Raw genomic sequence first — 14,348 nt, forward strand, 5'->3', positions numbered from 1 at the left:
CGAACCGTGCACTAGATAATCAGCAGACGCACGAGATGAAGGGCGCGCGTGCGAGGGAGAACTGGCCGGAGATCAGTGTCGTGCCTTGGTAGGAAATGTCGGCAGGACAGAGGGGGGTGCCTCGCGCCAATATCTCGCAATTATTTGCATTGCGGTGCGACCGAAAACGGGGCGCCGAAACGCCCCGTTTCGATTACGCCGTCGATCGCCGTTCAACCGTTGACCAGGGCCAGCAGCTCCTCGGTATAGCGCTTGCCGACCACCTTTTCCGGCGACAGCGCGTCGCCGATGGACGCCACTTCGGCCTGGCTCAGCACAATATCGGCTGCCGCCGTATTCTGCTCCAGATGGCGGATTTTTCGCGCGCCGGGGATCGGGACAATGAAGTCGCCCTGATGCAGCACCCAGGCGAGCGCCAGCTGCGCCGGCGTCACGCCCTTCTCGGCGGCCATCTTTTCCAGCACGGCGACGACCGCCGCATTGGCCGCCATGGCGTCGGCCTGGAAGCGCGGCAACCCGCGGCGCCAGTCGTCGGCGCCGAGAACATCGGGCTTGGCGATCGTGCCGGTGAGCAGGCCGCGGCCGAGCGGGCTATAGGGGACAAAGCCGATGCCGAGCTCGCGACAGACGGCAAACACCTCCTCCTCCGGATCGCGGCTCCACAGCGAATATTCGCTCTGCACCGCGGCGATCGGATGCACCGCATGCGCCCGGCGGATGGTCGCCGCACTCGCCTCCGACAGGCCGAGCGCCCGCACCTTGCCCTCGCGCACCAGCTCGGCCATGGCGCCGACCGTATCCTCGATCGGCACGTTGGGATCGACGCGGTGCTGGTAATAGAGGTCGATGACCTCCGTATCCAGCCGCTTCAACGACGCTTCGGCAACCGCCTTGACGTGTTCCGGGCGGCTGTCGACGCCGGCCATGCGCTCCATGCCGCTGCCTTCTTCCAGGATTTTGAAGCCGAATTTCGTCGCAATCGTCACCTTGTCACGCACCGGCTTCAGCGCCTTGCCAACCAGGATTTCGTTCTCGTAGGGGCCATAGACTTCGGCCGTGTCGAAGAAATTGACGCCGATGTCGACAGCGTGGCGCAGCGTGGCGATCGCGTCCGCCTCCGGCTGGCCACCATAGGCAAAGCTCATCCCCATGCAGCCGAGGCCGACCGGGTAGACGTCAAGTTCATTGCCGAGCTTGCGGGTTTGCATCACGTATCTCCTTGTTGTGATGGTTGTGATGCCGCAGAGATAGCGTCTTGCGCTGCGTTCGATAATCGGCTCTAATTTGCACAGGCTGTTCCAAAAAATAGATCAATGAAGCGAACCCATCTTTCACAGCTCGCTGTACTGGCAACGGTCGCCCAATGCGGCAGTTTTCGCGGCGCGGCCAAGGAACTGGCAATCGCGCCATCGGCGGTCAGCCACGCGGTTTCCAGCCTCGAAGCGCGCCTCGGCGTGCGCCTTCTGGCGCGCAGCACGCGCAGCGTCGCTCCGACCGAGGAGGGCGCGCAGCTGCTCGAGCGCCTCAGGCCGGCGCTGTCGGAGATCGACCTGGCGCTGGAATCGGCGATCGAGGCGCGCGACCGGCCGGCCGGCAATCTCAGGCTGACCGTGCCGCGCACCGCGGCCCACCTGACGCTGACGCCAAGGCTCGGCGCCTTTGCCGCTGCCTATCCCGACATCGTGCTGGAGATCGTCATCGAGGACCGCTTCACCGATGTGGTCGAGGGCGGCTTCGATGCCGGCGTGCGGCTGGGCGAGAGCCTGCAGCGCGACATGATCGCCGTGCGCATCGGGCCGGACCTTCGCGGCGCAGTCGTCGGCGCGCCATCCTATTTCGAGACCATGCCCAAGCCGCAGCATCCGCGCGATCTTGCCGGTCACCGCTGCATCCGCTTCCGCTTCTCCAGCGGCATTCTCTATCGCTGGGAATTCGAGAAGAACGGCGAGGAGATCGAAATCCCGGTGAAAGGGCCGCTGATCCTCGACGAGGACCATCTGATTGCCAACGCCGCGGTCGACGGCGCCGGGCTCGCCTTCGTGTTCGAGGACTATGTCCGCGACGCGCTCGCCGCCGGCAAGCTTGTTCGCGTGCTGGAGGACTGGTGCCCGCTTTTCGACGGCTTCTTCGTCTATTACCCAAGCCGCCGCCAGATGCGGCCGGCGCTCAGGGCCTTTGTCGATTTCTTCAAGGTCGGCGAGTAAGCCAACCCTCCCCATAAGGGAGAGGTGGAAGAAAGGCGACCTGGCATTCGTTCACCGACCATGTCAGCACTGCCCAAAAACCAGGCCACCGGCTACGGCTGGACGGCGATCATCCTTCACTGGCTGATCGCGGCGCTCTTTATCGGCCAGTTCGTGCTCGGCTTCGTCATGGTGCGACTGTCCAGCCAGCGCACCGCCTTCGAACTGATCCAGCTGCATAAATCCTTCGGCTTCCTGCTGCTTGGGCTGGTCATCCTGCGCATCGCCTGGCGCCTTGGCAGACCGGCCCCGCCGCTGCCGCGCTCGGTCGGCCCGTTCGAGCGCCGCATCGCGCCACTTGTCCATCTTGCGCTTTATGCGTTTCAGCTCGCTCTGCCGCTGTCCGGCTGGGCGCTGGTCTCGGTCTCGGTGCTGGAGATCCCGAGCGTGCCGTTCAATCTGTTTGTTATGCCCAATCTGCCGCTTGGCGAATCGGACGTGGCTGAAAGCTTCTGGGCAGCGACGCACTGGTATCTCGCCTATGCCGGCATCGGACTTGTCGCTTTGCATCTGGCCGCGGCGCTGCGTCATCATTTCTGGCTGAGGGATACCGTGCTGATGCGCATGATCACGGCTTCGTCACATCGCGACACGGAATAGAGCGGGCGGCTCATTCGTTCATGGGGCGAGGACGCAAGAAAGCGTTGCCTGCCAAGAGGACCATTTCCATGTACGCGCGCATCTTCGGATTTGCGGCAGCCGCCGCTTGTTTTGCTATGCCTGTTTTCGCCGCCGTCGCCCTTGGCGACGCGGCCGGCAGCTACACCATCAGCCCGGGGAGTTCCAGCATCCACTTCTCGATCGGCAAGCTCGGCGGCGGAGGGCTCGACGGTGCTTTCTCCCGCTTCAAGGGCAGTATCCTCATCGACAACAGCGATGTCGGCCGGTCCCAGGTCAATTTCACCATCTTCCCCGAAAGCGTCGGTACCGGCCAAAGTCGCATCGACGCCTTTCTTCGCTCGGACGCGGTTTTCGACGCGGCCAACAATCCGGAGATCCAGTTCCGTTCGACCAGCGTCAAACGCACCGGCGCCACGTCAGCCCTTGTCACCGGCCGGCTGACGGCGCGCGGCAAGACCTTTCAGGAAAAGTTCACGGCCGAGCTCGGCGGCCTCAGGGCGGGCACGATAAAATTCCATGTCACCGGCAAGGTGCTGCGGTCGCGCTACGGCATGGATGTCGGCACGCCGATCTATTCCAACGTCGTCGACTTCGACATGACGCTGACCGGCAAGCGGGGATAGCTTGACTTCGCGATTGGCAGAGACACGTCTCGCATCGTCAAGCCCGAGGATGACGAAAGCCCGGTTCGAAGGACCAGTCCAAGTGCCCAATTGGCTTTTCTCTTGAATTAGGGCAAACCTCCAGGCCTGCAATCGAGAGGAGAAATCTGATGTTCCGATGGGGTGTTTTGTCGACGGCCAAGATCGGCCGCGAGCAGCTTTTGCCGGCAATCGTCGAGGCGGAGAACGGCGTGCTGTCGGCGATCGCCAGCCGCGATCTGTCGAAAGCCCGGGCACTGGGCGAACGCTTCGGCGCGCGCCACGCTTTCGGCTCCTATGAGGAGCTGCTCGCCTCCAGCGACATCGACGGCGTCTACATTCCGCTGCCGACCTCGCAGCATGTCGAATGGACGGCCAAGGCGATCGAGGCCGGCAAGCATGTTCTGGTCGAAAAGCCGCTGGCGCTCGATGCCAAGGACATTCCGCCGCTGATCAAGCTGCGCGATGCCAAGAAGGTGCTGGTCTGCGAAGCCTTCATGGTCGTCTACCATCCGCAATGGATCAAGGTGCGTGAGCTGATCGCCAACGGCGCCATCGGCCGACTGCGCCATGTCCAGGGCGCATTCTCCTACTACAATGTCGATCCCAACAACATGCGCAACAAGCTCGATCTCGGCGGCGGCGCGCTGCCCGACATCGGCGTCTACCCGACGGTGTCGACACGCTTTTCGACGGGCAAGGAGCCGCTGCGCGTCCAGGCGACGATCGAGCGCGACAAGACATTCGGCACCGACATCTATTCCTCGATCCGCGCCGATTTCGGCGATTTCGAGCTGTCGTTTTACCTGTCGACGCAGATGGCGGCACGCCAGGTGATGGTGTTCCACGGCGAGAAGGGATTCATCGAGGTGTTCTCACCGTTCAACGCCGGGCTCTATGACCATCACCGCGTCGAGCTGCACAACCAGAACCACAGCGAGGCGCAGGTATTCCGCTTTCCCGGCACGCAGCAATACCGGCTGGAAGTCGAGGCCTTCGCGCGGGCGGCACAGGGCGGCAAGGACCGCGTTTTCACCCTGGAAGAATCGGTGCTCAACCAGAAGGTCATCGATGCCATCTTCCGCGCCGGCGAGAAGGAAGGCTGGGAGACAGTCTAGGCCGGCCATGATCCCAAAAAATGAGGGACCGGTTTTTGGACGAGATCATGGCCAAATAGATGCCAAACGACGCGGATGTGATCATTGTCGGCGCCGGCCTTGCCGGTCTTGTCGCGGCGGCCGAACTGACTGAGGCCGGCAAGAAGACAATCATCGTCGAGCAGGAGCCGGAGCAGTCGCTTGGCGGCCAGGCGTTCTGGTCGCTCGGCGGCATCTTCCTTGTCGATTCGCCCGAACAGCGGCGCATGCGCATCCGCGATTCGTATGAGCTGGCGCTCGAGGATTGGCTGGGCACTGCAGCCTTCGACCGCACGGAAGATCTCTGGCCGCGCCGCTGGGCTGAGGCCTATGTCGGCTTCGCCGCCGGCGAGAAGCGCTCCTGGCTCATGCAGCGCGGCCTGAAATTCTTTCCGGTGGTCGGCTGGGCCGAACGCGGCGGCGGCAACGCCGTCGGCCACGGCAATTCGGTGCCGCGCTTCCATGTCACCTGGGGCACCGGGCCTGGTGTGCTCGAACCGTTCGTGCAGCGCGTGCGCGAGGCCGAGAAGCGCGGGCTGATCAGCTTCAGGTTCCGTCACCGGGTCAACGAATTGAGCCGGACGGGTGCTGCCGTCGACGGCGTGCGCGGCGACATATTGGCGGCGAGTGATGCCGAGCGCGGCCGCAAGAGCTCGCGCGAGATCACAGCCGATTTCGAGTTGAAGGCGCAGGCCGTCATCGTCGCCTCCGGCGGCATCGGCGCCAATCACCAGCTGGTCCGGGAGAATTGGCCGCAGCGGCTGGGTGCGCCGCCGAAACGCATGATCACCGGCGTTCCCGACCATGTCGACGGCCGCATGCTGGCGATCGCCGAGGCTGCCGGCGGCAGGCTCATCAACCGCGACCGCATGTGGCACTATGTTGAGGGCGTCAGGAACTGGGCACCGATCTGGACCGATCATGCGATCCGCATTCTGCCCGGCCCGTCATCGCTGTGGCTCGATGCGCGCGGCAAACGCCTGCCGGTGCCGCTCTATCCCGGCTTCGACACGTTGGCCACGCTCAGCCACATCATGAGCACCGGATACGACTATTCCTGGTTCATCCTGACCAAAAAGATCATCCAGAAGGAGGTCGCGCTGTCCGGCTCCGAGCAGAACCCCGATCTGACGGGGAAAAGCTGGCGCCAGGTGCTTGGCCGTGCCACCAGCGGCGTGCCCGCGCCGGTCAAGGCGTTCATGGAGAAGGGTGAGGATTTCATCGTCGAGCCCGAACTGCCGGCGCTGGTCGCCCGCATGAACGCACTGGCCGGAGGCGAGCCGCTGCTCGAACTGGCGCAGGTCGAGCGCGAAATCCGCGCCCGCGACCGGCAGCTCGACAATCCGTTCTCCAAGGACATGCAGATCACCGCGCTGCGCGGCGCGCGAGCCTATCTCGGAGACCGGCTGATCCGTACCGCAAGACCGCACAAGCTGCTCGATCCCGCCAATGGCCCGCTGATCGCCGTCAGGCTCGGCATCCTGACCCGCAAGACGCTCGGCGGGCTTGAGACGGACCTCGACAGCCGCGTGCTGGGCGCCGGCGGCCAACCGGTCGAAGGGCTGTACGCGGTGGGCGAGGCAGCCGGTTTCGGCGGCGGCGGCATGCACGGCTATGCAGCGCTCGAAGGTACGTTTCTCGGCGGCTGCATCTTTTCCGGCCGCAGTGCCGGACGGGCAGCGGCGCGAGCGGTGGGGTGAAACAAGGCGCTTTAGGCGAAGGGTTGCAAATTGACGTCTTGAAGCTTGGAACCGGCAAGCAAAGTCTCGAGCACCTGCTTCTTGAGGAACAGGCACTGCGCACGGGCAAGTTTCACGATGGCGGAAACGTCGCCTGCCTCGCAGGCAAGAACCAGTTCCTTTTGCTGGGCGATGATCAACTGGGTGAAGTCGCGCGACTTGAAGCCGAGGTGGAGAACCCGCGCCGACTGGTCGAGTATCTGGTCCAGGAGATGCGCCAGCCGCAAATTTCCCGAGAGCTCCGCAAGAGCCAGGCGAAAAGCACGATCGGCTGCAAGGAAGGCAATGTGGCTGCGTAGCGTCTCCGGCTTCAGCACTTTTTGCGCTGCCAGCCTAATATCCTCGAGCCCGCGCTCGGTCATGTTCGATGCCGCCGCCCTGAACACTTCCGGTTCGATCAAGCTGCGGACATCGAAGATCTCGTTGACGTCGCGCAGGCTGAGCGTCGCAACGACGTAGCCGCGGCGCGGCTCGCTCCTGACCAGCCCTTCCTGCATCAGGCGGGCCAACGCCGCGCGGATGGTAGCCTTTTTGATCAGGTATCGATCGCCGATCTGTTTCTCGGTGAGCGCTTCGCCGGGGCGCAGCACACAGGCTATGATGTCGTTCCTCAGCTGCTCATATGCCTGTTCCCTGCGAAGGACGTCAGCGGCTGACAGTGCTGTCGCCTCGGCCGTGGCCGGCCCTGCCGGTTCGGCGGTCAACTTCGTCGTTTTCATATTCTGTCCGTCTGGCTGTCCCGTTGACGCTGGCCTCAGCATTCGCTAGCGTGAGCACCTCAGATTGATAATCTGAGCATCTCAGGGAGGATAACTGATATGCCTTTAGCCGCCAACTCACCTCTCTACGCCGTTGCCGATGATATCGTCAATGCCGCGAGAGGCCCAGATCCCCTCGAAGCGGTAAGGACGGTCCTGGGCGACTACACGAACCGTTTTCACGCATCGGGAACACTCGCTCACGAAGAAGACGACGACGAGGTGCTTCTGCATGCGAGCCCGAACCTGACGATCTATCACATCACGCTGTCGCCCGGCCTGCAGTACCCGCCTCATAACCACCTGATGGATGCCTTGATCGGCATCTACAAGGGCAGCGAGACGAACTTCATCTATCCTGTTGCCGGCAGCGAACTCGATGTCCCGGAAAGGCAGGACATCGCAGCGCCTGCCGTGGTGCACATGGCGTCAAATACCGTGCATGCGGTTGCGAATACCGGCAGCGCGCGATCGGGTGCGCTGCATGTCTATCTCGGCGATCTCACACGAACCCACCGGCAGCTGTGGAGCCCGGAAAGCAACCAGGCCGAGCCGTTTGACAATGACCGCTACCTGGCCGGCGCACGGCCCATTCGGCAGTCCGGGCGCGAATGAGCGGGGCGTCGCGGGCGGCGAAATTGGCCGTGATCAGCGAACCCGTCGGAATCGCGTCACACTTGTCACTCTCGCCAATCCGCTATCAGCCCTATCCTATCTCACGACCCAACACGTCGCGCCGGTGCGGCGACAAACCAGCAAGGGAGATGCACAATGACGGCACATCAGAATGGCACAGGCGAGCAGGGCTCGCGGCTCGCGATGAAGACACCACCGGTCGTTTCGCCTGACGCATGGGAGGCCGCGCGCCAGCAGCTGCTCGTGAAGGAGAAGACCGTGACCCGGGCTCGCGACGCACTGGCCGCCGAGCGCCGGCGGATGCCATGGGTGGCGGTGGAGAAGTCCTATACGTTCGAAGGGCCTGACGGAAAGGTGAGCCTGCTCGACCTGTTCGAGGGCCGCCGCCAGCTGGTCGTCTACCGCGCCTTCTTCGAGCCCGGCGTATTCGGCTGGCCCGACCACGCCTGCCGCGGCTGCTCGCTGGGGGCGGACCAGGTCGGCAACCTTGCCCATCTGAATGCCCGCGACACCACGCTTGCCTGCGCCTCGCGCGCACCGCAGGCCGACATTGCGCGGCTGAAGGCGCGGATGGACTGGAAGATGCCCTGGTACACCATCACCGACAGCTTCGATGCTGATTTCGGCGTTGACGAGTGGCACGGCCATAACGTGTTCATCCGCGACGGCGATCGCGTGTTCCGCACCTACTTCATCAACAACCGCGGCGACGAGGCGATGGGGACCGTATGGAGCTACCTCGACCTGACGCCGCTCGGCCGCCAGGAGGTTTGGGAGGATTCGCCCGAGGGCTATCCGCAGACGCCGACATACAAGTGGTGGAACTGGCACGACAATTACGGCGCCGAAGCCGTCCCCGACAAAAAATGGGTCGAGATATCGGACGCCGGAGAGGCCGCGTTCCGGAATCGCACCGAATAGAACATCTTTGGCGTCGCCGAAATGCGGCTAAGACAAATGGAGGAGCGGGATGCGCTGTTCATTCGAACGCATCCCGCTCACTACCAGGGACAACGGACATGAGCGAGATTCATGCAGGCGGATCCGGCGGCGATGCGAGCCCGGCCGCCCTTGGCGCAGCCGACTGGCTGTCCTTCGCCGCCGCGCCGACCTTCGCAACCATGGCGTTGCTGACACTGCTCGGCGGCGCGCCGGATATGATGTGCTCGACCGGGCAAGAAGCGTCACCGCTGGCCGGCATGGTCCCGATGTACCTGCTGATGAGCGCCTTTCATTTAGGACCTTGGCTGAAGCAGGTTTCCGGCCGGCGACGCCGCCGCAAATAGAGCTGTACCGGCCGATAAAAGCCCGTTCTGGTGAGGAGGACATCCCTCACCAGATCCATTCGCCCTTCCCCAGAACCGTCACTGCATCGACAATCCGGGTAAAGCTCGAGCGGGCGCGGCCGACCGTGTGCCTGGCGCGCAAATAGCCATGCACCAGCCCCGGCTCCTCGAGCCACCAGGCACGTCCGCCCGCGGCAACGATGCGGTCGCGATAGGCTTCGCCGTCCGACGACAGCGGGTCGCATTCGGCGGTGATCACGACGGTGGGCGGCAGATTGGCAAAGTCGGCGTCGGCGAGCGGCGACAAGGTGAGATCGCCGGTGCGGTCCTCGCCCCCGGTCCTGATGTCCCTGTAGAAAACGAGGTCACGCGCCGTCAGCATCGGCGCTTCCGCGTGGGTGACGTAGGAACCGGCGGAGCTGTGGCCGCCAAGGCCGGGATAGACCAGAATCTGGCCGATCGGCTTGCGCGCATGGCCGCGGGTCGCGTGGCTGACGGACGCGGCGAGATTGCCGCCGGCACTGTCGCCGCAGAGCAGGATAGGCCGTTCGTAGGTGGTCGACGCCCATTCGAAGGCGCTGATGGCATCGTCGAAGGCGGCCGGATGAAGGTGTTCCGGCGCCAGCCGGTAGTCGACCGAAACCACTTCGTAGCCGGTGCGGCTGCAAAGCTCGGCGCATAGGTCGTCATGGCTGTCGAGCCCGCCGAGGATAAAACCGCCGCCATGGAAATACAGCACCATCGCCGCCGTTTCCGGCGCCGGGGCGCGGTAGACGCGGGTCGGGATGTGCCAGGGTGTGGCAATGGCTGTGGTTTCCGCGGTGACGCCTTGGGGATAGCCGGCAAAGAACTCGCGGCACATCCGGTTATAGATCTCGCGCTGCTCGGCGATGGTGTAGTCGATCGTATCGGGTGGATAATAGGAATTGGTCCGCTCGATGAAGGCCCAGGTCTCGGCGTCGATGAGGGTTTTGTAGTTGGTCATGGGCGCCGAATGGGCCGCCAAGGTTGAGCTTGGACACCCCCCTCTGGCCTGCCGGCCATCTCCCCCGCAAGGGGGGAGATCGGCAGCTTTGGCCTTGCCGCTTGTCCTGCAACGCTGGAAAATTGGCGAAATCCGATGCGACATCCGATCTCCCCACTTGCGGGGGAGATGCCCGGCAGGGCAGAGGGGGGTGTGAAGGATCGCCATCATCTCCGCAGCGTCACTTCCCCTTCCACACCGGGTCGCGCTTCTCGGCGAAGGCGCGAAAACCCTCGAGATTGTCCTCCGAGCCGTAGAGTGCGTCAACCGTTGGCAGCTGCCGGCGCGTCACCCGGTTCATCGCGTCCTGGAACGTCAGCGATTCAGCGACCCTGGCCGTTTCCTTGATCGCGGCGAAGACCAGCGGCGGGCCGCTGGCGAGCAGCCGCGCGATCTCCCAGACGTGGTCCTCCAGTCTTTCCTTGGGCAGCACCTCGTTGACCAGGCCCCAGCGATGCGCCTCGGCGACATCCATCCAGCGGCCGGTGAGCAGAAGGTCCATTGCGACATGATAAGGGATGCGCTTCGGCAGCTTGATCGTCGCCGCATCGGCCAGCGTGCCGGCGCGGATTTCGGGCAGCGCGAAGGAGGAGTGGTCCGACGCATAGATGAGGTCGCAGGACAGCGCCAGCTCGAAGCCGCCGCCGACCGCCATGCCGTTGACGCAGGCTATCACCGGCTTGTTGAGGTCGCGCAGTTCCTGCAGCCCGCCGAAGCCGCCGACGCCATAGTCGCCGTCGACCGCGTCGCCGCCGGCCGCGGCCTTCAGGTCCCAGCCGGCGCAGAAGAACTTGTCGCCGGCGGTCTTGACGATGGCGACGCGCAGCTCGGGATCGTCGCGGAACGCCTTGAACGTCTCGCCCATCAGCCGCGACGTCTTCAGGTCGATGGCGTTGGCCTTGGGCCGGTCGAGCGTGACTTCGAGGATCGTGCCCTCGCGGCGGGTGGTGATGATTTCAGCCATTCTTCTTGCCTCCCAGCACCAGCAGCGCATCGGCGATCCAGGCGCCCTTGCCCTCGGCGCAGACGATCAGCGGATTGATGTCGAGTTCCTCGATCTCGCCGGCATTTTGCTGCACGAAGCCGGCAATGCCCGATATCGCCTCTATTGCCGCCGTGACATCGGCCTTCGGCCGGCCGCGATAGCCGTCGAGCAGCGGGAACAGTTTCAGCCCGCGCAAAGCGGCCTCGATGTCGTCACGGGTCGCCGGCAGCATCAGCGTGACGCTGTCGCGCAACAGCTCGACCAGCACGCCGCCGGTGCCGAGCGTCATCACCGCGCCGAACATCGGGTCGCGGGTGAAGCCGACCAGCAGCTCGGCGACGCCATCGCGCACCATGCGCTCGACATAAAGGCCGGTGCCGAGCGGGCCGAGATCATGGGCGGCGGTGCTGACGGATTCGGCATCCCTCAAATTGAGCCGGACCGCGTCGAGCTCGGATTTGTGGATGACGCCAAGAGCCTTCAGCGCTACCGGGAAGCCGAGCGCCATCGAGGAGATCACAGCCTCGACCGCGTTGCCGGCGCGCTCGCCCTTCGGCACCGGGAGCCCGGCCTCGATGAGCCGCGCTTTCGCCTCCGCCTCGTCCGGGGTGACATGGTCGCCGGCCGGCGCGCCAGACGCCGAGGTGTCGATCGGCTGCGCCAGCGGCTCGCGCCACGCCCAGCCGATGAAGGCTGCCGCCTGGGCGGCGTCCATGGCCTCGGAAATGCCGAACAGCGGCACCATGCCCCGCGCCATCAGCCCTGCAGTGTATTCCTCGGGCAGGTTCTCCGGCAGCGAGGAGACGATCGCGCCTTGCGCGCTGTTGGTCTTCAGCGCCGCTTCGAAGGCGCGCAGCGTCGCCCACCAGTCGGTGTCGGAGCAGCGGTCGGGGCGCGGAAAGTCGAGCACCAGCATGTTGAGGTCGAAGCCGCCAGACACCATGGCGGTGAAGGTGGCGGTCATCGCCGGCTCGTTGTTCCAGATGAAGGTATGGTAGTCGAGCGGGTTGGCCACCGCGACCAGCGGGCCGAGCGTCGATTTGACCTGAATGCGATGCTCGGCGGTGAGAGGCGGAAAGGTCACCCAGCGGCCTTCGGCGCTGTCGGCCATGACGGACGCCTCGCCGCCCGAACAGCTCATCGACGACAGCCGGTAGCCGGGCAGGGGACCGGTGACGTGCAGCAGCTTCAGCGCCTCGATGAAGGCCGGGATCGAATCGATGCGGGCGATGCCGAGCCGCTTCAGGAACGCGCCGGACGCTGCGTCCGAGCCGGCCAGCGACGCGGTATGCGAGACGGTCGCCTGCCGCGCCTGCTCGGAGCGGCCGACCTTCATGGCGATAACAGGCTTCTTCAGCTCTCGTGCCCGTGCCGCCAGCCTTTCGAAGCCGGCTACCGAGTCGAAGGCCTCGATATGCAGGCCGAGCGCGGTGACGCGGTCGTCCTCGATCAGGCCGAGCGCCATTTCGGAAAGCCCGGTCTGCGCCTGGTTGCCGGCGGTCATCAGAAAGGCGATCGGCAGGCCGCGCTTCTGCATCGTCATGTTGATGGCGATGTTCGACGACTGGGTGATGATGGCAACGCCGCGACCGCCTTCAGGCAGCCTGATGCCGCCATGCTGGTCGGGCCACAAAAGCGCGCCGTCGGCGTAATTGATCAGCCCATAGCAGTTCGGCCCGATGATCGGCATGGGACCCGCCGCCGCGACCAGCTCGGCCTGCAGCCGCTCGCCGTCCTCGTCATAGGCCTCGGTTTCGAGGAAGCCGGCGGCGAAGCAGACCGCACCGCCGGCGCCGCGCTCGGCCAGCGCCTTGACCACTTCGATGGTCAAGTGCCGGTTGACGCCGATGAAAGCGGCATCCGGCGCACCGGGCAATTCGGCCACCGAGCGATACGCCTTGCGGCCGGCGACCTCGTCCTTGCTCGGATGCACGGGCCAGATCTCGCCGGCAAAGCCCATCTTGATCGACTGCGCGACGACGGCAGCAGCCTGCACGCCACCGAAGACTGCGATCGTTCGTGGGCGCAAAAGCCGCTCAAGTTTGTGCATCGTCATCTTTTCGTTTGAGCATGATCTTTTCCAAAAACCGGATTCCACTTTTTGGGATCATGCTCTAGCCCCCGAACGGGCGCAGCAGCGCCCGCGAGATGATGTGGCGCTGGATTTCCGAGGTGCCTTCCCAGATGCGCTCGACGCGGGCGTCGCGCCAGATGCGTTCCAGCGGCAGATCGTCCATCAGCCCCATGCCGCCATGGATCTGGATCGCCTCGTCGGCGACGAAGGCGAGCATCTCGGTGGCCTTCAGCTTGGCCATGGCCATGTCCTGGTCGGTAACGGTGCCCTGATCGTACTTCCAGCCGGCTTCGAACACCATCAGGTCGGCGGCCTTCAGCTCGGTCGCCATGTCGGCGAGCTTGAACGACACGCCCTGGAACTTGCCGATCGGCTGGCCGAATTGCTGGCGCTGCGCGGCGTATTCGATGGCGTGGCCAAGCGCCCGTTCGGCGCGGCCGAGGCAGGTGGCGCCGACCTGCAGGCGCGTCGCGCCAAGCCATGAATTGGCGACGTCGAAGCCCTTGTGCACCTCGCCCAGAACCTGAGTGGCCGGCAGACGGCAATCGTCGAATTCGAGGATGGCATTGGTGTAGCCGCGATGCGAGACGTTGCGGTAGCCGTCGCGCACGGTAAAGCCCTTGGTGCCCTTGTCGACGAAGAAGGCGGTGATCTTCTTACGCTTGCCGCGCGCAGAATCCTCTTCACCCGAGGCCATGAAGACGATGGCGAAATCGGCGAGGTCGGCGTGGCTTATGAAATGCTTGGTGCCGTTCAGCACCCAGTCGTCGCCGTCCTGCACGGCGGTTGCCTTCATGCCGCGCAAATCGGAGCCGGCGCCCGGCTCGGTCATTGCCAGGCAATCCCATTTTTCGCCGCGAATGCACGGGAACAGATACTTCTCGCGCTGCTCCGGCGTGCCGGCAAGGAGGATGTTGGAAGGCCGCGCCACGCAGGTCCAGTGCAGCGCGTAATTGGCGCGGCCGAGCTCCTTTTCATAGAGCAGCCAGGTCACCGTATCGAGCCCGGCGCCGCCGACATCGGCCGGCATGTTGGCGGCATAGAGACCAGCTTCGATCGCCTTGGCCTTGATCTCCTCGATCAGCTCACGGCGCAGCACGCCGGTGCGCTCCACTTCGCGCTCATGCGGGTAGAGCTCGTTCTCGACGAAGGCCCGCGTCGTCTCGACGATGAGCTTCTGTTCCTCCGAAAGACCAAAATCCATG

At 64.5% G+C, this 14,348-nt stretch carries 14 protein-coding genes; 8 read left to right on the forward strand and 6 right to left on the reverse strand.

Going from position 1 to position 14,348, the window contains the following annotated elements:
* Positions 1–212 precede the first annotated feature (212 nt).
* Positions 213–1,208, reverse strand: a complete 996-nt coding sequence (locus NKI22_RS23260; RefSeq protein WP_023718302.1) for an aldo/keto reductase — start codon at positions 1,206–1,208, stop codon at positions 213–215.
* Positions 1,209–1,313: 105 nt separating this feature from the next.
* On the opposite strand from NKI22_RS23260, the gene NKI22_RS23265 reads away from it, so the two are divergent.
* The 5 genes from NKI22_RS23265 to NKI22_RS23285 all read left to right on the forward strand — a co-directional run bounded on the left by NKI22_RS23265 (position 1,314) and on the right by NKI22_RS23285 (position 6,341).
* Complete coding sequence (locus tag NKI22_RS23265; RefSeq protein WP_352484687.1) at positions 1,314–2,204, forward strand: LysR family transcriptional regulator; 891 nt, start codon at positions 1,314–1,316, stop codon at positions 2,202–2,204.
* 60 nt (positions 2,205–2,264) lie between these two features.
* A complete protein-coding gene (locus NKI22_RS23270) occupies positions 2,265–2,843 on the forward strand; it encodes a cytochrome b (RefSeq protein ID WP_352484688.1) in 579 nt (192 codons plus the stop codon).
* Positions 2,844–2,911: 68 nt separating this feature from the next.
* Positions 2,912–3,487: a YceI family protein gene (locus NKI22_RS23275; RefSeq protein WP_352547979.1), complete on the forward strand. Its 576-nt coding sequence runs from the start codon at positions 2,912–2,914 to the stop codon at positions 3,485–3,487.
* Between the two features lie 149 nt (positions 3,488–3,636).
* Positions 3,637–4,623 (forward strand): Gfo/Idh/MocA family protein, encoded by a 987-nt coding sequence (locus tag NKI22_RS23280; protein WP_023718306.1) that lies wholly within the window; start codon positions 3,637–3,639, stop codon positions 4,621–4,623.
* A gap of 59 nt (positions 4,624–4,682) precedes the next feature.
* Entirely contained in the window at positions 4,683–6,341 is a 1,659-nt protein-coding gene (locus tag NKI22_RS23285) for an FAD-binding dehydrogenase (protein WP_023718307.1), read from the forward strand.
* Between the two features lie 11 nt (positions 6,342–6,352).
* On the opposite strand, the gene NKI22_RS23290 is transcribed toward NKI22_RS23285, so the two are convergent.
* Positions 6,353–7,099, reverse strand: coding sequence for a GntR family transcriptional regulator (locus NKI22_RS23290; protein WP_352817091.1), 747 nt, complete (start codon positions 7,097–7,099; stop codon positions 6,353–6,355).
* Between the two features lie 99 nt (positions 7,100–7,198).
* Here NKI22_RS23290 and NKI22_RS23295 point away from each other — a divergent pair, with 99 nt between their 5' ends.
* The 3 genes from NKI22_RS23295 to NKI22_RS23305 all read left to right on the forward strand — a co-directional run bounded on the left by NKI22_RS23295 (position 7,199) and on the right by NKI22_RS23305 (position 9,060).
* Positions 7,199–7,753 carry an autotransporter gene (locus tag NKI22_RS23295; protein ID WP_352817093.1) on the forward strand — a complete coding sequence of 185 codons (555 nt, stop codon included), beginning with the start codon at positions 7,199–7,201 and terminating at the stop codon, positions 7,751–7,753.
* 156 nt (positions 7,754–7,909) lie between these two features.
* On the forward strand, positions 7,910–8,695 hold the full coding sequence (locus NKI22_RS23300; protein ID WP_352817096.1) for a DUF899 domain-containing protein: 786 nt from the start codon (positions 7,910–7,912) through the stop codon (positions 8,693–8,695).
* Between the two features lie 98 nt (positions 8,696–8,793).
* A complete protein-coding gene (locus NKI22_RS23305; RefSeq protein WP_023718311.1) occupies positions 8,794–9,060 on the forward strand; it encodes a hypothetical protein in 267 nt (88 codons plus the stop codon).
* A gap of 46 nt (positions 9,061–9,106) precedes the next feature.
* On the opposite strand, the gene NKI22_RS23310 is transcribed toward NKI22_RS23305, so the two are convergent.
* From NKI22_RS23310 to NKI22_RS23325, 4 genes are all read right to left on the reverse strand, one after another.
* On the reverse strand, positions 9,107–10,045 hold the full coding sequence (locus NKI22_RS23310; protein ID WP_352958927.1) for an alpha/beta hydrolase: 939 nt from the start codon (positions 10,043–10,045) through the stop codon (positions 9,107–9,109).
* 220 nt (positions 10,046–10,265) lie between these two features.
* Positions 10,266–11,048, reverse strand: coding sequence for a carnitinyl-CoA dehydratase (locus tag NKI22_RS23315; RefSeq protein WP_352484699.1), 783 nt, complete (start codon positions 11,046–11,048; stop codon positions 10,266–10,268).
* Positions 11,041–13,119 carry an acetate--CoA ligase family protein gene (locus NKI22_RS23320; protein ID WP_352484700.1) on the reverse strand — a complete coding sequence of 693 codons (2,079 nt, stop codon included), beginning with the start codon at positions 13,117–13,119 and terminating at the stop codon, positions 11,041–11,043. Before NKI22_RS23320 ends, NKI22_RS23315 begins: the two co-directional genes overlap by 8 nt.
* 64 nt (positions 13,120–13,183) lie before the next feature.
* Positions 13,184–14,347 (reverse strand): acyl-CoA dehydrogenase family protein, encoded by a 1,164-nt coding sequence (locus tag NKI22_RS23325; protein ID WP_352484702.1) that lies wholly within the window; start codon positions 14,345–14,347, stop codon positions 13,184–13,186.
* Between the last annotated feature and the right edge of the window lies 1 nt (position 14,348).

It is taken from the genome of Mesorhizobium sp. M0778 (genome assembly GCF_040320105.1).
Classification (GTDB): domain Bacteria; phylum Pseudomonadota; class Alphaproteobacteria; order Rhizobiales; family Rhizobiaceae; genus Mesorhizobium.